The sequence below is a fragment of the Streptacidiphilus sp. P02-A3a genome (assembly GCF_014084105.1).
GTDB lineage: Bacteria > Actinomycetota > Actinomycetes > Streptomycetales > Streptomycetaceae > Streptacidiphilus.
On record NZ_CP048289.1, the window covers coordinates 6048746 to 6068265 of the forward strand.

The 19520-nt window shown below is 72.4% G+C and carries 14 protein-coding genes; 7 read left to right on the plus strand and 7 right to left on the minus strand.

From position 1 onward, the window contains the following. Positions 1-127 precede the first annotated feature (127 nt). From GXP74_RS25875 to GXP74_RS25900, 6 genes are all read left to right on the plus strand, one after another. Positions 128-1792 carry an ABC transporter substrate-binding protein gene (locus GXP74_RS25875; RefSeq protein ID WP_182453634.1) on the plus strand — a complete coding sequence of 555 codons (1665 nt, stop codon included), beginning with the start codon at positions 128-130 and terminating at the stop codon, positions 1790-1792. After that, positions 1789-2730, plus strand: coding sequence for an ABC transporter permease (locus tag GXP74_RS25880; RefSeq protein WP_225448193.1), 942 nt, complete (start codon positions 1789-1791; stop codon positions 2728-2730). Before GXP74_RS25875 ends, GXP74_RS25880 begins: the two co-directional genes overlap by 4 nt. A gap of 4 nt (positions 2731-2734) precedes the next feature. Then, positions 2735-3604, plus strand: a complete 870-nt coding sequence (locus GXP74_RS25885) for an ABC transporter permease (protein ID WP_182453635.1) — start codon at positions 2735-2737, stop codon at positions 3602-3604. Continuing rightward, a complete protein-coding gene (locus tag GXP74_RS25890) occupies positions 3601-5529 on the plus strand; it encodes an ABC transporter ATP-binding protein (RefSeq protein ID WP_182453636.1) in 1929 nt (642 codons plus the stop codon). Before GXP74_RS25885 ends, GXP74_RS25890 begins: the two co-directional genes overlap by 4 nt. After that, positions 5526-5747, plus strand: coding sequence for a DUF5988 family protein (locus GXP74_RS25895; protein ID WP_182453637.1), 222 nt, complete (start codon positions 5526-5528; stop codon positions 5745-5747). The genes GXP74_RS25890 and GXP74_RS25895 overlap by 4 nt, the downstream gene beginning before the upstream one ends. A 106-nt stretch (positions 5748-5853) precedes the next feature. Continuing rightward, a complete protein-coding gene (locus tag GXP74_RS25900) occupies positions 5854-6285 on the plus strand; it encodes a DUF6299 family protein (protein WP_182453638.1) in 432 nt (143 codons plus the stop codon). A gap of 77 nt (positions 6286-6362) precedes the next feature. On the opposite strand, the gene GXP74_RS25905 is transcribed toward GXP74_RS25900, so the two are convergent. The 3 genes from GXP74_RS25905 to GXP74_RS25915 form a co-directional block, all read right to left on the minus strand. After that, positions 6363-7178, minus strand: coding sequence for a G1 family glutamic endopeptidase (locus tag GXP74_RS25905; RefSeq protein WP_182453639.1), 816 nt, complete (start codon positions 7176-7178; stop codon positions 6363-6365). A gap of 256 nt (positions 7179-7434) precedes the next feature. Then, the gene (locus GXP74_RS25910) at positions 7435-8061 is read right to left on the minus strand and encodes a hypothetical protein (RefSeq protein WP_182453640.1); all 627 of its coding nucleotides are present in this window, start codon (positions 8059-8061) and stop codon (positions 7435-7437) included. A gap of 74 nt (positions 8062-8135) precedes the next feature. Then, positions 8136-9791: a class I adenylate-forming enzyme family protein gene (locus GXP74_RS25915; RefSeq protein ID WP_182453641.1), complete on the minus strand. Its 1656-nt coding sequence runs from the start codon at positions 9789-9791 to the stop codon at positions 8136-8138. A gap of 297 nt (positions 9792-10088) precedes the next feature. Here GXP74_RS25915 and GXP74_RS25920 point away from each other — a divergent pair, with 297 nt between their 5' ends. Then, entirely contained in the window at positions 10089-11453 is a 1365-nt protein-coding gene (locus GXP74_RS25920; protein ID WP_182453642.1) for a S8 family serine peptidase, read from the plus strand. 94 nt (positions 11454-11547) lie between these two features. On the opposite strand, the gene GXP74_RS25925 is transcribed toward GXP74_RS25920, so the two are convergent. From GXP74_RS25925 to GXP74_RS25940, 4 genes are all read right to left on the minus strand, one after another. Continuing rightward, positions 11548-13206, minus strand: coding sequence for an amidohydrolase (locus tag GXP74_RS25925; protein ID WP_182453643.1), 1659 nt, complete (start codon positions 13204-13206; stop codon positions 11548-11550). Further along, entirely contained in the window at positions 13203-14669 is a 1467-nt protein-coding gene (locus GXP74_RS25930) for an APC family permease (RefSeq protein ID WP_182453644.1), read from the minus strand. Before GXP74_RS25930 ends, GXP74_RS25925 begins: the two co-directional genes overlap by 4 nt. 162 nt (positions 14670-14831) lie before the next feature. Then, a complete protein-coding gene (locus tag GXP74_RS41930; protein WP_304940923.1) occupies positions 14832-15773 on the minus strand; it encodes an Lrp/AsnC family transcriptional regulator in 942 nt (313 codons plus the stop codon). Positions 15774-15873: 100 nt separating this feature from the next. After that, positions 15874-19443, minus strand: a complete 3570-nt coding sequence (locus GXP74_RS25940) for a choice-of-anchor D domain-containing protein (protein WP_225448194.1) — start codon at positions 19441-19443, stop codon at positions 15874-15876. Between the last annotated feature and the right edge of the window lie 77 nt (positions 19444-19520).

Below are 19520 nucleotides of genomic sequence, written 5' to 3' on the forward strand. Positions count from 1 at the left end.
CTGCTGCTAATTTTTCGACAGGACCAGGGCGCCGGACGGCAATTCGCCACGCGCCCCGGAATTCACCGGCAACACCCTCCCCGTTCCCCGAAATTCCCCAGCACATTTCTCACGACGGAGCACGCGCATGCCCATATCCCTGTCCAGAAAATCCCGAGTGGCAATCGGCGCGGCGGGTGCTCTGCTTCTCCTGGTCGGCTGCTCCTCCGGTGGCAGCGGCGGCAGCACCGCCGCCGCCGTGGTCGGGAAGCCGGTGTCCGGCGGGACGCTGAACTTCGCCGTCGACACCGAGCCGACCTCCTGGGACATCCACGTCAGCCCGCAGGACATCACCGCCGAGATCCAGCGCGAGGTCTTCGACTCGCTGGTCTCCGAGGACGCCTCGGGCAACTTCCACCCGTGGCTGGCGACCTCCTGGACGGTCGCGCCCAACCTGGAGAGCTACACCTTCCACCTGCGCCACGACGTGAAGTTCAGCGACGGCACGCCGTTCAACGCAGCCGCGGTGAAGGCGAACTTCGACCACATCGTGGCCAAGTCGACCAAGTCGCAGTACGCGTCCAGCCTGCTCGGCCCGTACACCGGCACCGAGGTGATCGACCCGTACACGGTGAAGGTCACCTTCTCCAAGCCGTTCGCGCCGTTCCTCCAGGCCGCCAGCACCACCTACCTGGGCTTCTACTCCCCCAAGGTGCTTGCCGCCGACGCGAGTTCGCTCGGTGGCGGCGGCCCGGTGGACGTCGGCACCGGCCCCTTCATCTTCAGCAGCTACACCAAGGGCCAGCAGGCGGTGTTCACCCGCAACCCGGACTACGACTGGGGCCCGGCGACCGCCAAGCACACCGGTCCGGCCTACCTGGACAAGCTGGTGGTCCGCTTCCTGCCGGACAGCTCGGTCCGCCTGGGCGCGCTGACGAGTGGTCAGATCCAGGTGGCCAAGGCCGTTCCGAACCAGAGCGTGGCCACCGTCAAGGACGACTCCGCACTGAAGATCATCACCAAGGACGCCCCCGGCGGCAACTACAACCTGTGGCTCAACGCCTCGCTGGCCCCGTTGAACGACCAGCGGGTGCGCGAGGCCGTGCAGCGCGGGATCAACATCACCCAGGACGTCAAGACCGTCGAGTTCGGCCAGTTCGACCGGGCCTGGAGCCCGATCAGCCCGACCACTCCGGACTATGACGCCTCGTTGGAGAACAGCTGGCCCTACAGCCCGACCCTGGCCAACCAGTTGCTGGACCAGGCCGGCTGGACCGCACGCGACTCGGCCGGCTACCGCACCAAGGACGGCAAGCGGCTCGTCATCAACTGGCCGCAGGTGGCCGGCAACACCACCCGCGAGGGCCGGGACGTCCTCGGCCAGGCGATCCAGGCCGACCTGCAGAAGATCGGCATCCAGGTGCTGCGCCCCACCCTCGACATCGGCACCTACATCACCGAGGCGTACGGCGGCAAGGTGGACGTGCTGGACTCCAGCTGGGCCCGGTTCGAGCCGGACGTGCTCTGGCTGTTCTTCAACAGCGCCAGCGCGCCCGCCGAGGGCGGCCAGAACGCCACCTTCCTCAGCGACCCGCAGCTCGACCAGTGGACCAACCAGGCGCGTACCACGCTCGACCCGACCGTCCGCAAGCAGGACTACGACCAGACCCAGGAGCGCGCGATCAACCTGGCCACGGTCGTCCCGATCTACACCCCGGCCTCCATCGTCGGTGAGTCCACCCAGGTCCAGGGCCTGACCTTCGACGCCGACACCTGGCTGACCTTCTACGACACCTGGCTGGCCGGGAAGTGAGCCGGACCTCGACCCTGCTGCGCGGGACCGCCCAGCGGCTGGCCTCGGCCGTCGCGGTGCTCTGGGGCGCGGCCACCCTCGCCTTCGTGACCCTGCAACTGATCCCCGGTGACCCGGTGGACATCCTGCTGGGCCCCGCCACCACCGCCTCCCCGGCGGTGCGGGCCGAGATCCGCCGACAGTACGGCTTCAACCAGCCGGTGTACCTCCAGTACCTGCGTTACCTGGGCCGACTGGCCCACGGTGACCTGGGTCAGTCCTACCAGTTGCAGCGCCCGGTGACCTCGCTGATCAGCGGGCAGCTCGGGCCGACCGTGCAACTCTCGCTCGCCGCCCTGCTGGTGGCCGTCGTCCTGGCCGTGGTCTCGGCCGTGGCGACGGCCGGGCGGGGCCCGCTGCCGCGCGCGATCACCACCGCCTGGGAGCTGATCGCGGTCTCCACGCCGTCCTACTGGACCGGCATCGTGCTGCTCACCGTCTTCTCCTTCCAGCTGCACGTCTTCCCGGTCGCCGGGGCGCAGGACTTCGCCTCGCTGGTGCTGCCCGCGGTGACGCTGGCGCTGCCGGTCGCCGGAGTACTGGCGCAGGTGCTGCGGGAGAGCCTGGAGGCGGCGCTGGGCCAGCCGTTCACGGTCACCGCCCGCTCCCGGGGCCTGAGCCGGACGGCGGTACTGCTGCGGCACACGCTGCGGCACGCCGCCGTCCCGCTGGTCACCCTGACCGGCTGGCTCTCCGGCTCGCTGCTCGGCGGGGCGGTGCTGGTGGAGACGGTCTTCGGCCGCCCCGGCATCGGCTCGCTGGTGCTCCAGGCGATCACCAGCCGGGACATGCCGGTGGTGATCGGCGTGGTGCTGCTGACCGCCGCGGTCTTCCTGGTCATCTCGACCGTGGTGGACCTGCTCTACACCGTCATCGACCCCCGACTGAGGAGCTGGTGACCCCATGGCGAGTACCACCGTTCCCACCCTTGCCGTCGCGACCGCCGCGCCGACCCGCCGCCGGAACTCGATACCGCCCACGGTGCTGCTGTCCGCCGCGGTCCTGCTGCTGATCCTGCTGGTCGGCGTCGACCCCGGACTGTTCACCGGTACCTCACCGGACGCGATCAACCCGGTCGGCGCGCTCCAGGGCCCCAGCGCCGCCCACTGGTTCGGCACCGACCAGCTGGGCCGCGACCTGTTCACCCGGGTCCTGTACGGGGCGCGTCCGAGCCTGCTGCTGGGCTTCGGCTCGACGGTGATCGCGGTGGCCGGCGGCGCCGTGATCGGCCTCGCCGCCGCGCTCGGCGGACGCGTCGCCGACCAGCTGCTGATGCGGCTCAGCGACATCCTGCTGTCGCTCCCGGCGGTACTGCTGGCGCTGATGGTGATCGCCATCCTCGGCCCCGGCACCGTCAACATCATGATCGCCATCGGCGTCGCCTTCATCCCCGGCTACGGACGACTGGTCCGCGCCGAGGCGCTGGTGGTCCGCCGCTCCGGCTACGTCGAGGCGGCGGTGGCGCTCGGCCTGCGCCGCCGGGCGCTGGTGCTGCGGCACGTGCTGCCGAACGCCCTGGCGCCGCTGCTCACCCTGGCCGCGGTCGGCTTCGGCTCGGCGCTGATCTCCGCGTCCGGGCTCAGCTTCCTCGGCCTCGGCCCGCAGCCGCCGTCGCCCGAGTGGGGGGCGATGCTCTCCGACGGCCGCGACTTCCTGCAGAGCGCCTGGTGGATCGGCGTGTTCCCGGGCCTGGCGGTCACCGTCACCGTGATCGCCGTGAACGTCGTCGGCCGCTACGCCCAGGACCGCTTCACCAGGAGGACCAGCCGATGAGCCCGACCCCGGAACCGCTGCTGGCGGTCGAGGACCTGAACGTGGTGTTCCAGCAGGGCCGTTCGGCCCGGCGCGGGCAGCCGCAGGTGAACGCCGTCCGGGACGTCTCGTTCACCCTGGACCGGGGCGAGTGCCTGGCCGTGGTCGGCGAGTCCGGCTCCGGCAAGAGCGTCACCGCCCGCACCCTGCTCGGCCTGACCGGCAACCGGGCGCAGGTCACCGCCCGCCGGATCAGCTTCGACGGCCAGGACCTCACCGCGCTGAGCGAGCGCGAGTGGCGGTCGGTGCGCGGACGCCGGATCGGCCTGGTGCTCCAGGACGCGCTGGTGTCGCTGGACCCGCTGCGCCGCATCGGCACCGAGGTCGGCGAACCGCTGCGCACCCACGGCCTGGCCGACCGCGCGGAGACCGGCCGCCGGGTGCTGTCGCTGCTCGCCGACGCCGGGATCCCGGACCCGGCCCGGCGCGCCCGGCAGTACCCGCACCAGCTCTCCGGCGGACTGCGGCAGCGGGCGCTGATCGCCTCGGCGCTGGCCGGCGGCCCGGAGCTGCTGGTCGCCGACGAACCCACCACCGCGCTCGACGTCACCGTCCAGGCCCAGGTCTTCGACCTGCTCAGCGGCCTGATCGCGGAGGGCACCGCACTGCTGCTGATCAGCCACGACCTGGCCGCGGTGGCCCGACTGGCCGACCGGATCGCGGTCATGTACGGCGGCCTGGTGGTCGAACGCGGCCCGGCCGCACGGGTGTTGGGAGCCCCACGGCACCCGTACACGCGGGCGCTGCTGGCGGCGGTCCCGGCGATCGACGGTCGGCGCGCGCTGCTCTCCGCGCCGACGCTCGGGCTGCCCGCCGCCGGGCCCGACGGCTGCCCCTACGCGGCCCGCTGCGCCCTCGCCGACCAGCGCTGCCGCGACGAACTCCCGGCGCCGGAAGGTGAGGACGGCCACCAGACCCGCTGCTGGCACCCGCGGACCGACGCCCCGGTGGCGCTGCCGACACCGGTCCGGGCGCTCCCGGCCGAACCGGCACCCGCGGGGCCGGGCCCGGCGGGTCAGCGCCCGGACGGTCGGGACCCGGCCGGGGAGCCGCTGCTGGAGGTCTCCGAGATCTCCAAGCGCTTCCGGTCGCCGGACGGCGGCCACTACGACGCCGTCCGCGAGGTCTCCTTCCAGCTGCGGGCCGGGGAGACCCTGGGCGTGGTCGGCGAGTCCGGCTCCGGCAAGACCACGGCCGCGCGGATCGCGCTCGGTCTGCTGGAGCCCGACTCGGGCAGCGTCCGGTTCGCGGGCGGACCCTGGAGCGGAGTGCCGGAGCACCGGCGGCGGGAGCGGCGGCGGCTGATCCAGGTCGTCTCGCAGGACCCGCTCGGCTCGTTCGACCCCCGCTACTCGGTGGAGCGGCTGGTCGGCGAGGCGGTGGCGCAGGCCGGGATCCCGCGCGGGGCCGCCCGGCGGGCCCGGGTGGCCGAACTCCTGGACCAGGTCGGGCTGCCCGCCGGGCTGCTGGACCGGCGTCCACTGGACCTCTCCGGCGGCCAGCGGCAGCGGGTGGCGATCGCCCGGGCGCTGGCCCCCGGACCACGGCTGCTGGTCTGCGACGAGCCGGTCTCGGCGCTGGACGTCTCGATCCAGGCGCAGGTACTGGACCTGCTGGTCACCCTGCAACGCGAACTTGGAGTGGCGCTGCTGTTCATCTCGCACGACCTCGGCGTGATCCACCACGTCAGCGACCGGCTGATCGTGATGCGCGGCGGCAGCGTGGTCGAGACCGGCGACGTCGCCGAGGTCTTCGCCGGACCGGCCCATCCCTACACCCGGGAGCTGCTCGCCGCGGTCCCCCGCCCCGAACCGGCCGCCGAGGCCGTACCGCACCACCGCGACCGCACCCCGGTCGCACCGACCCCGCAGGGAGGAAGCGCATGACCAGTGACATTGCACCGAACGCGATACTCCACGGAGGCCCGTCCGAGTACCTGCCCGACGAACGGCGGCTGCGCCATGTAGCGGAACCACTTGACGTGCTCAAGGTGCTCTGCGGCAACCGCTACGAGCACTTCCGGCGGTCCGCGCAGACGATCCGCCACGAGTCCGTGGAGCTGCGGGTCTTCGCCTGGACGGGGTTCACCTACCTGGCCGAGTGAGGGCCGCGAACCGTCCGGACTCGCCGCCAACGGACCAGAATGCCGGGTCCGGCGGCGGCCAGGCGGTAGAAGTGTCCGCATCAACCACCCTCACCTGGAGGTAGTCATGCGGGCTCGTCTCGCCGTCGTCGGCGCCATCGGCGCCCTTGCCGTCCTGTTCTCGGGCGGATGGACCGCCGCGGCCGCCGACGGGGAGAACTCGGTGACCGTCGCCCCGAGCGGCGGCATCGCCAAGGACGGCACGGTCACCCTCACCGGCACCTACCGCTGCGACTCGTCGGTCGGCTACGGCACCGTGGTGAACGTCCTGGTCACCGACGGCTCCAACACCAGCAGCGTCGGCAGCAGCCGGCTCGTCAGCTGCGACGGCGCGGAGCACACCTGGACCGCGATCGGTCAGCCGTACCAGTCGGTGGCCGCCGGTCCGATCCGGGTCGAGGCGACGCTGATCCACCTCAGCTGGCAGGGCTCGCTGATCCCGCGGACCGACGTGCTGGCGGACCAGCAGCAGACCAGCACGCTGGTCCCGCGCTCCTGACCACCCGCGCCCCGGCCCGCTCGTGACCGCGCCCGCGCCCGCCCCGGGGGACGGGGGCGGCGCGGGCGCGGTCGCGGTCAGTTGGAGTTCTCCCAGGTGTCGGCGAAGCTGCCGTCGGAGATCGACCCGGGCTGCGCCATGGTGTCGCCGCTGTCCTGGTTCTGCATGACGATGCCGGTCGGCGCGTAGCTGTCCAGTGCCTGGCCGTTGGCGGCGGCGCCGGTGAAGTCCACGGTGCCGAAGTCGGACAGGCTGGCGATCTGGCCGCCGACGTCGGTGGCCTCGGCGATGACCTCGGCCGAGCTGTCCTGGTAGCCGGAGGAGCCCTGCTGGGTGGTGGTCTGGTTCCAGCCCTCGGTGCTGTCGTCGAGGGTCATGGTGAACGTCCCGTCGCCGTTGTCGGTGACGGTGGCGGTCAGCTGGTCACCGGGCTCGACGTCGACCGACCAGGGGCTCTCGGACGCGGGCAGCACCTCCCACCAGGCGCCGTACTCGGCCTGCCCGCCGATGCAGTCGGCCTCGGTGCCGGTCTGCTCCAGCGCCGAGTTGTTGTAGCCGTCGAGCCCCACCCAGTAGGAGGAGTAGGTGTCCTGCGAGCCGCAGCTGATGGCGGGCTGGACCCAGGAGGAGGTGACCGAGGTGTAGCTGCCGGAGTCGCCGGTGGCCGCGTATCCGCTCCAGTTGCCGGAGGTGACGGTGTCGTTGTGGCGCCGCGTGTTCCGGTCCGGGCGCAGCGGGTGGCTCTCGCGGTGCGCGAGCGCGGCGCTGACCCGGGCATGGTGCTGGTGGTGCGCGGTGGGGGCGGCCGCCTGCGCGCTGGGGGACGCGAACGCGGCGGCGGCGACGAGGCCGGTGGCTATGCCGAGCAGGCGTACGGTTGATCTGCGGGACATGGGGGTTCTCCCTCTGGCAGTGCTGGTTCGGGACGCCGTTACGGCCCAGGGCCCAGGGACGCGGCCCGGTGCGCGGATCACGCGGCTCCGGGTGGCGGACCCAGCCTGCCTGACGATGCATGTCCATGACAACCCTCGGAGCGAACCGTTCCGGGGAGATTCCTGAGAGTATCCCGAGAGTCCGTTTGAGTCCGCTCCCCCGCGAACTACCAGGTGTTTTGGGCGGAGTTGTGGTGATATCCGCCCGCTCCGCGGGTCAGCCGCGCGGGCGGGCGTCCGGGTTGTAGATCGCCCGCATGTCCGGGCGCATGCCGAGCGCCCGGAACCCGTACTCCAACTGCTGGTACCAGGCCCGCTGGTCCTCCAGTTCCTTGGACACCTGGACCGGCCGCATTCCGCTCCCGGTCGCCTCGAAGACCATGGCCACGAACGAGTCCACCGGCTTCGCCGGGTCGGACGGGTGGCTGAGCACGGTGAACTCCCAGTTCTGCGCCCCGGACAGGTCCATGCCCGGGCTCAACCTCCGCAGTACGAAAGTCGGTTGCGGCAGCAGCACCACCGACTGCGCGCGGATCGCCAACTGCCGCGCGCCCGCCCCCAGCACCCGCCAGCCGGGCTCGGGACCGAAGTGGTGCAGGTCGGAGAACAACTCCTCGCGCAGCTTGGAGTAGTCGGCCACGGCCTGGGCCACCGCCCGGCTGTCCTCCGCCAGTTGGCGCTGGGTGTCGCAGCTGTCGAGCAGCCCGCGCAGGTCGGTGAGTCGATCCCGCACCCACGGCTTCAACTGGGCGTCGAGCGCCCCCAGCCGGTAGGCGCTCTCGGCGGTCTCCACCACCAGCAGCGCGCCGTCCTGCAACGCCTGCCAACTACCCCTGAGATCCATGGTCCCCCGTCCGGCCGAGCCCGGGCCCCAGGCTGAAGCAGGGCCAGCCCGGTCAACTCGCGGTCCCGCCCCTCCTATTCCCGCCACTCCTCGCGGAGCCGCTGCTTGAGCACCTTCCCGGCGGCGGACACCGGCAGCGCGTCCACCAGCCGCAGGCCGCGCAGCCGCGCGTAGGGGACCACCCGCTCGGCGACGAAGGCGAGCAGCTCCGCCTCGTCCGCGCCGACCCCGGCGCGGGGCACCACGTAGCCGACCGGGATCTCCCCCACGCCCTCGCTGGGCACCCCGACCACGGAGGCCTGCGCCACCGCCGGGTGCGTGCACAGCACCTCCTCCAGGTGCTGCGGGTAGACGTTGTAGCCCTTGTAGATCAGCATGTCCTTGGCCCGGCCCTCCAGGAACAGGTAGCCGTCGGCGTCCAGTCGGCCCAGGTCTCCGGTGCGCAGCCAGCCGCCCTGGAACTGATTGTCCGTCAACTCCGGGTGCCCGTGGTAGCCGTCGGTGATCTGCGGGCCGCGCGCCCAGACCTCCCCCAACTCCCCTGTCGGGAGCGGCCCGCCGTCGCCGTCCGGGGTGCGGATCTGCACCTCGGTGTCGAAGGCGGGCAGGCCCACCGTCCCGGGCGGGGGCGGCGGCGTGGTCGGCCCGACCGGGCCCAGGGTGATCGCCATGGTCGCCTCGGTCAGCCCGTACCCCTCGGCCACCAGGGCGTTCGGGAACAGCCCGTGCAGCCGCTCCAGGGTGACCCGGTCGATCGGCGCGGCCCCGCAGCTGACCAGGGTCACCGAACCCAGGTCGCGGCCCCGCGCGGAGGGGTGCTCCAGCAGGGCCCGGAACATCGGCGGCGAGCCCACCAGCCCGTTGGCGCGGTGACGCTGCACCAGGTCCAGGTAACCGGACGGCTCGAACCGGCCGCAGAGCACCACCGTGGCCCCCTGGAGCACCGAGACCACCAGCGAGATGATGCCCATCGCGTGGAACATCGGCGCCACCGCGATGCCGACCCCCTGCCCGGGCTGCACGCTGTGCGCGCCGCGCGCCCCGGGCAGGGTCCGCAGCACCACGCCGCCCTCGGCGTCCAGCTCCGGCACCGCCCCCGACCGCCAGCAGGCGGACTGCAGGGCGTTCGCCATGACGTTGCGGTGCAGCACCCGGACCGGCTTGGAGCGGCCGGTGGTGCCGCCGGTGAAGGCCAGGTGCGCCAGGTCCGCGCCGCCGCGCCCGGCGTCGGTCGCCGGTTCGGCGCGCAGCAGCTCGTCCAGGCCGACGGTGTCCGGACGGGCGGACTCCAGCGGCCCCGGCACCACCACGGTCAGCCGCAGCCGCGGTCCCGCCGCCTGGTCCAGCAGCGGCAGGCACTCGGGCACGGTGACCACGCAGCCGACGGACGCCTCCGCCAGCTGCTCGCGCAGCGCACCGGCGGGCTGCGCCGGGTTGAGCGGACCGACCACCGCCCCGGCCAGGATCGCGCCGAAGTAACCGACCGGGAACCAGAGGCTGTTGGGCAGCAGCAGGCCGACCGTGTCCCCGGGTTTCACCCCCCGCTCGGCCAGCCCCCGGGCCAGCCGCAGCGAGCGGTCGAACAGCTCGGTGTAGGTCAGCGAGCGCTCGCCGTCGACGAAGGCGAGCCGGTCGCGGTAGCGGCGGGCGGAACCGGCCAGCGCCGCGCCGATCCCGGCCGGCGGGTAGTCGAGCGTGGTCGGCAGGCCCGTGGGCCAGGCTCCGGACATGTGAGCGCTCCCTCCGTCGGCCCCCGGATCGCCCCTGACCGATGGCGGGAGCCGAACTGATCGAATGTTCGAAAGGCTAGAGCGAGGGGGGCCGCCGCGCCATACGGCGCGCCCCGGCAATCGCCCGCTCCGGGGCGCACCCGGTCCCGTCACGGGGCCGTCGGGCCTCATTGACAGTGTTCTGACAGCCGATCACCATGAGGAGGTTGTCGCGGACGCGTCAACACCGTTGTGACCGGATACCGGCGTAGCGCACCACCGTGCCACGGCGCCGGGCGCCCGGTGAGAGGAGCCCTTGTGGTGCACGTCCGAAAGATCGCGGCGCCGGTGGTGACGGTCGGGGCGTTGGTCGCGCTGACCCTGCTACCGGCCGCAACGGCCCAGGCCCAGACCCGAGCCCAGACCCAACCGCAGGCACAGGCCCAACCGCAGGCCCAACCGCAGGCACAGGCGCCGAGTGCCGCCGCACTGCCCAACGCGGCGCTGGCCGACCGGGGCACCACCCGGGCCTGCGCGGGTATCGCGGGCGACCGCTGCCTGGCCGACATCGTCACCGTCGCCAAGGGCTCGGTCAAGCCGCTGGCGACCAGTACCCCGGTGGGCTACGGCCCGGCGGACTTCGCCGCCGCCTACAACCTGCCCGCCGCCACCGTCGGCCCGGCCAACACCATCGCGATCCTGGACGAGGGCGCCTTCCCGACCCTCGAAGCCGACCTCGCCGGCTACCGCTCGCAGTACGGGCTGCCCGCGTGCACCACCGCCAACGGCTGCTTCAAGCAGGTCAACGAGCACGGCGGGGCGCCGCTGGCGGCCGGGACCACCACCGCCCAGAAGGAGTTCGACGAGGGGGTCGGGGTCGAGACCACGCTCGACGTGGACATGGCCTCGGCGGCCTGCCCGACCTGCCACATCCTGGAGATCACGGTCAACCGGGACCTCACCACCAGCGAGGACCAGGCCGCCGAGGACTTCGGCGTGGCGATGGACACCGCCGCCACGCTCGGCGCGTCGGCCGCCAGCGTCAGCTACCAGTTCGACCCGGACGCCACCTTGGACCTCGGCACCGCCGCGCGGGATTTCTTCCACCCCGGGATGGCGATCACCGCCTCCTCCGGTGACAGCGGCTTCGAGGGCACCCCCTCCGGCTGGCCGCAGAACCTGCCGACGGTCACCTCCGTCGGCGGCACCTCGCTCTACCGCACGCCCGGCGCCGGCAACGGCTACACCGAGGTCGCCTGGAGCGGCTCCGGCAGCGGCTGCGCGGCCGAACTCCCGCCCGCGCTCGGCCAGCCGACCAGCGTCGCGGCCAACTGCGGCGGCCACCGCGCCGACTCCGACGTCTCCGCCGACGCCGACCCGAACACCGGTGCGGCCGTGTACGACGACTACGCGCCGTACAGCGGCCAGCCGTACGGCTGGATCGCCGTCGGCGGCACCAGCGAGTCCAGCCCGTTCGTCGCCGGACTGTACGCGCGCGGCGGCGACCTGGCCGACGTCGAGGGTCCGAACACCCTCTACGCCGACCCCTCCTCGGCCTTCAACGACGTCACCGTCGGCGAGAACGCCCCGCCGAACAGCGGCTGCGGCGTGCTCTGCACCTCGGGCTCCGGCTGGGACGGCCCGACCGGCCTCGGCACCCCGAACGGCCTGTCCGGCTTCTGACCTGGGCATCCCCCGACCCGGCGGCGGCCGGGACCGGCCGGGAACGGGTCGCCGTCGCGACCCGTCCCCGGCCGAGCTGTTGGCCGCCCGGACCTCAGACCGAGTCGGCGGGCTGCCGCACCGGTTCGCCGCCGACCAGGGACAGGTCGACCCGGGTGTCCAGGATGGCCCTCGGGTCCGCCTCCGCGAACAGGTCGCGGGAGAGCAGCACCAGGTCGGCGTACTTGCCCGGGGTGATCGAACCGAGGCGGTCCTCCAGGAAGTTGGCGTAGGCGCTGCCCATGGTGTAGCCGCGCAGCGCGGTCTCCAGGTCGACGGTCTGCTCCGGCCGCCAGGCCGGGCCGCCGCGCAGCCCCTGGCGGGTGACGGCGGTGTAGAGGCCGACCATCGGGTCCATCTCGGCGACGTTCCAGTCGCTGGAGAAGGCCAGCGCGGCGCCCGCCCGGTGCAGGTCCCGCATCGGCCAGGCCTTGCTCCAGCGCTCCGGGCCCACCGCCCGCGCCCAGTCCTGGCCGGGACCGGCGATGTCCGGCGAGCAGTGCCGCGGCTGCATGCAGGCCACCACTCCCAGTTCGGCGAAGCGCGGGGTGTCCGCCGGGTCCAGGCACTCGACGTGGACCACCTGGTGCCGGGAGTCGCGCGGCCCGTTGACGGCGCGGGCGTGCGCGGCGGCGTCCAGTACGGTCCGGATCCCCCGGTCGCCGGTGGCGTGCACGAACAGCTGGAAGCCCAGCCGGTCGAGCCGGGCGAAGACCTCGGCGAACTCCTCCGGCGGGTAGAAGGTCTCGCCCCGGTGGTGCGCGTGGCCGTGGTACGGCTCCAGCAGCGCGGCCGTGTGCGGTTCCACCACGTCGTCGATGTACAGCTTGAGCGGCCCCACCCGCAGCCGGTCGGTCCGGTACGCCGCGGCGGCCCGGGCGAAGGCGTCCAGGTCCTCCGGGCCGGTACCGCGCGGGTGGAACAGCGCGGCCACCAGCCGGGAGCGCAGCCGCCCCTCTCGTTCGGCGCGCTCGAACAGGGCGAGGTCGTCCAGCGAGTTCTGCGGCTCGACCACGGTGGTGATGCCGAACCTGGCGGCCAGTTCCAGGCTGCCGCACAGCCGCGCGTACTGCCGGTCCGGGTGCGCCCAGGGCACCCCCGCGGCGCGCAGCGCCCGGTGCCCGTCGCGGGACAGGCCGCGGACCGCGAAGTCGGTGACGAAGCCGGTGGGCCGACCGGTGGCCGGGTCCTTGGCGATGGTGCCGTAGGGGGTCTGCCCGGTGTCGGCGTCGATGCCGAGGCGGCGCAGCGCGGCGGTGTTCAGCCAGGCGGTGTGCACGTCGTAGCTGAGCACGAAGGCCGGATGGTCGCCGGTGTACGGGTCCAGGTCGGCGGCGGTGGGCATCCGGCCGCCGGGGACGGCCGAGTAGTCGAAGGCCTCGGCCTCCACCCAGTCGGCGCCGGGGTTGGCCGCGAGCCAGGCCTGGATCCGGCGGCCGATCTCGGGCAGGTCGGCGGCACCGGCCAGCTGCACGCAGGCCCGGTCCGAGCCGAGCCGGACGTGGTTGTGGCTGTCGATGAACCCGGGCAGCAGCAACCGGCCTCCGGCGTCCACGAGTTCGGTCCGCGCGCCGCGCCGGGCGTCGATCCCGGCGTCGGCGCCGACCCAGCTGATCCGGCCGTCGCGGACGGCGACCGCCTGGGCCGTGGGCAGGTCCGGGTCGACCGTGTGCACGTGGGCGTTGTGGATGATCAGGTCGGCGGGCTGGTTCACGAGTTCTCCGTGGTGCGTGCGGTCGGCGCGGCGGCGGCCGGAACGGCGGCGGTGGCCGGAAGCGGGAGCGGCGCGGCGGCGCTCTGGTCGGCGGGCAGGCTCAACTGCCAGTGGGTGGCGGTGCGCGGGCGCAGGTAGGCGAACCAGTAGACCAGGCCGACCAGCAGCACCACGGCGGTGATCAGCAGGTCGTGGCCGGTCTGCTGGGTGAGCACGTACGCCAGCGCGAGTGTGGTGACCACCGGTGCCAGCGGCCACAGCGGCATCCGCCAGGCGGTGGTGTCGCGGTGCCGGGCGCGGCGCGCGGCCAGCGCGGCGACACCGAGCAGCAGGTAGATCACGGCCACCACGACGCCGGTGAAGCCGAGCAGGTCCTCGATCGGGACGGCGGCGGCGAGCACGATCCCGGGGACGCCGATGCCCAGGGTGGCCACCCACGGCGAGCCCCAGCGCGGGTGGATCTGTCCCAGGGCCCGGTTGACCGGCTCGGGCCAGGTGCGGTCCCGGGCCGAGGCGAACAGCACCCGGCCGTTCTGCAGCACCATGACGATGACCGCGTTCAGGATCGCGGCGGCGACGCAGAGGCTGACGAAGGTGCCCACCGCGCTGCCCGCCCAGGAGTCGACGATGGCGACCAGGTCACCCGCCGCCAGCTGGTCCGGGCTGCTGACGCCCAGGCAGATCGCGGTCACCGGCACGGTGATCACCACCACCCCGGCGAGCAGCGACCAGAGCACGGTGCGGGCCACCGACCGACGCGGCTCCACCAGGTCCTCGGACAGGTAGATGGCGGTGCCGAAGCCGTTGTAGGTGAACAGCGCCACCGCCAGGCCGGAGACCAGCAGCCCGGCGGTCAGCGGGCCGGTGTGCCCGTGGCCGTCCGGGACGGCGGCGTGCAGCAGGGTGGACAGCGGCTGGTGGACGTGGGTGAAGCCGAGGAGGCTGACGGTAGCGGCGGCCAGCACCTCGATTCCCAGGAAGACCCCGGTGACCAGGGCGTTGGACTTGATGTCCAGCACGCCCACGGCCACCGACAGCGCCATCACCACCGCCCCGGCGACCCGCGGGTCGACCGTGACCAGGCTGGAGATGTAGTCCGAGGTGCCGAGCGCGATGATCGGCGGGATCACCATCAGCGACACCAGCGAGATCACGAACACCAGCCAGCCGACCGGGCGGCCCAGCAGCCGGCCGACGATCGAGTACTCACCGCCCGCGCTGGGCACCAGCGTGCCGAGTTCGGCGTAGCACAGGCCCACGCCCAGGGAGAGCACCGCCGCGATCAGCAGTGCCTGCACCGTGCCGCTGCCCAGGGACATCAGCAGCGGCGGGACCACGATGAACAGCGAGGAGGCCGGAGTGACACAGGACAGGGTCAGCATCACCGCACCGAAGACGCCCAGGGATCTGGGCAGCGCGGTGGCGGCGGGCGCCGCCGGGGTCGGCGGGGAGGAGGTGGGCATGGCGGACCTGGCTCTCTAGGGGGAGCTCGTTACAGGGGGTGACCCGCCCATTGAAGATCAGCCAAAAATGAGGCGTCAAGAGTTCGCCAAGATGGAAATGCCTAACGATTGAGCTACTTCCGGCGATTAGTTCGCCGAATGACGCACACGGGAACTATGCGCCTACTCGGCGGGCAGATCGTACGTGTAGCTCTCCTTCACGATCTCCAGGTGCACCCAGGACTCGCTGCGGGCCACGCCCGCCAGCCCGCGCAGCGCCTCCAGACCGGCCAGCAGCTCGGCCCGGTCGCGGGCGTCGACCCCGCACACCACGTCGAACCGCCCGTGGCCCAGCGCCACGTAGTTCACCCCGGGCAGCCGCGCCGCCGCCCGCGCCACCTCGCGCGCCCCGGCGCGGACCCCCAGGCCGATCCCGGCCGCCTCGCGCACCCCGAGCGCGGCGGTGGCCACCAGGCCGGTCACATAGACCGCCCCGGCCTCCAGCAGCCGCAGCACCCGGGCCCTGGTCGCCGGCTGGGAGAGGCCGACGCGTTCCGACAGCGCGCTGAAACTGGCCCGGCCGTCGCGTTGCAGCAGCTCCAGCAGCAGCCGGTCGATCCGGTCCAGGTCGGCCGCCGTCAGCCGACAGCGTCCGGCGGCGGGCGAGGTCGGCGCGTAGGCGTCCTTGACCAGGTCGGTACAGGCGAACACCTCGATCCCGCGCACCCCGGGGGCCTGCCGCAGCAGTGCGCACTCCGCCTCCAGCGCGTCGGCGTCGGCGACCCGGACGTCGGCGACCACCGCGTGCGGACCGGCGGTGCAGGACACGAAGCGGGCGGCCGGACGCGCGGCCGCGACCAGCGCGGCGGCGGCGCTGGGCCCGGCCACGTCGAGCGAGACGTGGGCCAGCGCGGTCAGCCCGGCGACCTCCGGCGCGACCACGCCGACCACCCGCACCCGGCCCTGGTCCAGCAGCCGCTGCACCCGCGCCCTGGCTGCCTCCCGGGAGATCCCGACGAGTTGCGAGAGCGCCTGGAAACTGGCCCGCCCGTCCCCCTGCAACCCACGCACCAGACCGGCGTCCACGGCATCAAGCACGACGACCTCACCAAGCAGTCGATCCACGAAGGGCCCCAGCCTAGCCAGGCGCACAGCAGTGCCGCCGAGCGCGTGGGCACTCGGCGGCACCGGGTTCAGCCGAGTCGCGGACTCAGCTGTTACTGGCTCAGACGTTCCAGATCTGGAACTCCGAGAGCTGTCCGGCCGGCCAGCCGGAGTTGGCGGTGATGTTCAGCCGGAGGTAGCGCTGGGTGGTCGCCGGGAAGGTGATGGTGACCGTGTTGTTGTTGACGTTGGGGTCGAAGGTGTAGGTGGCCGAGCCGACGACGGTGGCGAAGGTGCTGCCGTCGGTGCTGCCCAGCAGCGACAGCGTCTGGGTGCGGGCCGCCCACGAGGTGGAGGCGGGGAGCTCCAGCACCACCCGGCTGACGCTCTTCGCCGAGCCGAGGTCGACCTGCACCCACTGCGGCAGCGCGTTGTCGGCGCTCTCCCAGTAGGTGCTCTGGTTGCCGTCGGTCACGTTGGAGGAGACGTAGCTCTGGGTGTTGCTGGAGTCGCTGGTGGCCGCGCCCAGCGCCAGGTTGGTGCTCACCGTGCCCGCACCGGTGCCCGTCAGCGCGACCGTGGTCGGGCTGCCGGTGGCGTTGCTGGAGACGCTGAGGGTACCGGTGGCGGTCCCGGCGGCGGTCGGGTCGAAGGTGACCGAGACCGTGCAGGAGGCGCCCGCGGCGATCGAGCTGCCGCAGGTGTTGGTCTGCGCGAAGGCACCGGAGGCGGTGACCCCGGAGACGGTCGCGGCGGCGTTACCGGTGTTGGTCACCGTCACCGTCTGCGCGCTGCTGGTGGTGTTCAGCGCCTGGCTGGCGAAGGTCAGCGCGGTCGGGTTGGCCGACAGCGTCGCCGAGGAGGTGCTGGTGCCACCGCTCGGGAACACCTCGAAGTCCGACAACTGCCCGGCCGGCCAGCCGGAGTTGGCGGTGATGTTGACCCGCACGTAGCGCGCGGTGGTGGCCGGGAAGGTGATGGTCACCGTGTTGCCGTTGGCGTTCGGGTCGAAGGTGTAGGTGGCCGAACCCACGATCGTGGAGAAGTTCGTCCCGTCCGTGGAACCCAGCACCGACAGGGTCTGCGTGCGGGCCGACCACGCCGTGGCCGGCGGGAGCTTGAGCTCGACCTTGCCGATGCTGAAGCTCTGCCCGAGGTCGACCTGGGCCCACTGCGGGAACGCGCCGTTGGCGCTCTCCCAGTAGGTGGACGGGTCGGCGTCGGTCAGGTTCGCCGGGACGTAGGTGCCGTTCGACGAACTGGCGGTGGCGGGCTGACCGGCGGCGATGTCGGTGGAGCTGTTGATGCCGCTGCCGCTCAGGGCCACACTGGTCGGGCTGTTGTTGGCGTTGCTGGTGACCGTCAGCGCGCCGCTCCGGGCACCGCCGGTGGTCGGCGTGAAGACCACGTTGACGGTGCAGGACGCACCGACCGCGATGCTGGAGCAGTTGTTGGTCTGGCTGAAGTCACCGGTCACCGCGACACCGGAGACGGTCGCCGCGCTGGTGCCCGAGTTGGTGATGGTCACCGTCTGCGCGGCGGTGGACGCACCGACCACGGTACCGGCGAAGGACAGGCCGCCCGGGGTGGCGTTCAGCACCGGGCCCGGCGCGATGCCGGTGCCGGAGAGGCTGACCGTGCTGGTGTTGCCACCCGCGACCACGGTCAGGGTGCCGGTACGGGCACCGGCCGCGGTCGGCGCGAAGGTCACGTTGACCGTGCACGAGCTGTTCGCCGCGATCGAGGAACCACAGGTGTTGGTCTGGCTGAAGTCACCGGTGGTCGCGATCGAGGAGACCGAAGCGGCGGCGCTGGTCGGGTTGTTGACCGTCACCGTCTGCGCGGCACTGGTCGCGCCGGTCGCCTCGGAGCCGAAGCTGAGCGCGCCCGGAGTGGCGTTCACACCGGTCACCGGGTACGGCGGGTAGACCGGGGCGGGCCACGGACCGCAGCTCGGCGTACCGCTGATGCCGGAGTTGCCGCCACCGTCGGTCACCACGAAGTTGCCGCCCTCGCAGTTGTACACCGGCGAGGAGGCACCCACACCGGTCGCGGTGACGTTGGTGAACGTCGCCGCGCCGCCGGTCTGCTCCTGCAGCGCGAAGGTACCGGTGCCGGCGATGGTCACGTTGTTCAGCGAGACCCCGCTGACCGTGCCCTCGACCCACTGCACCGCCTCGTACGGGCTCTGCTCGATCAGCGCGTTGGTCACGTTGATCGGCCCGGTGACCGCGCCCTGACTGCCGTCGAACCAGAGCGCGCCCACGCCGAACTGCCAGTTCGGGTCGAGGTTTCCGTCCCGGATCATGGTGTTGTTCTCGATCGTGGTGGTGCCCAGCGGAGTGGAGGTGAACCGCTGCGCGGCGGTGATGCCGCCGCCCTGGGTGATGCCGGTGTCCTGGACCAGGTTGCCGTTCACGGTGTTGTCGTGACCACCGTAGATGGCGATGCCGTTGGCGAGCTGCTGGAGCTGCACGGTGTTGTCGGAGATGGTGTCGAAGGCGTCCGCGCCGAGGCTGGAGTCGGCCCAGGTCGCGATGCCGTCGTCACCGGTGTTGCGGATGTCGCTGTCGGTCACCGTGGAGTTGGTCACGCCGCCGTGGAAGTTGATGCCGTCGGCGGTGGTGTCCCGGATCCGCATGCCACTGAAGGTCAGGTTGTTCATCGGGCCGTCCATCCAGGCCCCGACCTTCATGTGGTCGATCCAGATGTTCGACACGGTGGAGTTGCTCATCGCGCCGCCGATGCCGTTGACCTGCGCGCTGTCGTCGCGGTCCTGGACGTTGCCGAAGATCGCGAAGTTCGACAGGTGCACGTTGGTGCTCGCCGGGCTGGAGTTGGTGGGTGCCCCGTTGCCGTAGAAGCCGGGCGCCGCGCCGGTCACGGTCGAGTACCACATGCCCGCGCCCTCGACGGTGACGTCGTTGACGACGATGTGGCCCGGGATGTTGAACGTGCCCGGCGGGATCCACACCGTGCCGCCGGGACCGGCGGCGTTGATCGCGGCGTTGAAGGCGCTGGTGGAGTCGGCCGCGCCGGTCGCGTCGGCGCCCTCGCTGACCACCGACACCGAACCCGCGGGCTGCGCCAGCGGCGCGGCGACGTTCTCGAAGTCCGCGAGGTCGATGGTGTACGAGCCGGCCGTGTCCTCGGAGTCGACCTGCAGCTTGAACGTGGTACCGGCCGGATAGGTGGTCGAGAACAGCCGGTGCGTCTCGTCGTAGAAGTGGTGCGGGTTGCCCGAGCTCGGCGTGTTGGTGAACGGGTAGCTGCCGTAGTACCAGCTGTACGCGTTCGTCAGGCTGAAGTCGGTCTGCTTGGCGCCGTTGACGTAGAGCGACAGCGGCGCGGTGTAGACCGAGCCGTCGGAGCTGTCCGGAATGCTGTACCGGAAGTCGATCGAGTCGGTGGCCACCGGCGTGGTGAAGGTGACGTACTGCCCCGTGCCCTGCAGGGTCACCGCCTTGCGGCCCGACGCCTCGTCAGCGAGCTGGCCCTGGGTGTAACTCGGGCCGATGACCGTCCCGTTGGTGAGCGAGTTCTCCGCCTGCACCTCGGCGTACGGCAGGCTGGCGCCGCTGCCGCCGGTGGCGGTCGAGCCAGTGGCGGTGGCGGCCACGGCCGGCTGGCCCGCCAGCGTGAGCACACCCGCCGCCGCCACCAGGGCGGTGACCACGGGCATGGCGAGCATGCGTCTTAGATTTCGATGGGAATGGAACACCTGTTGCTCCTTCGACACGGAATACCGGATCTACACCGTCGGCACCG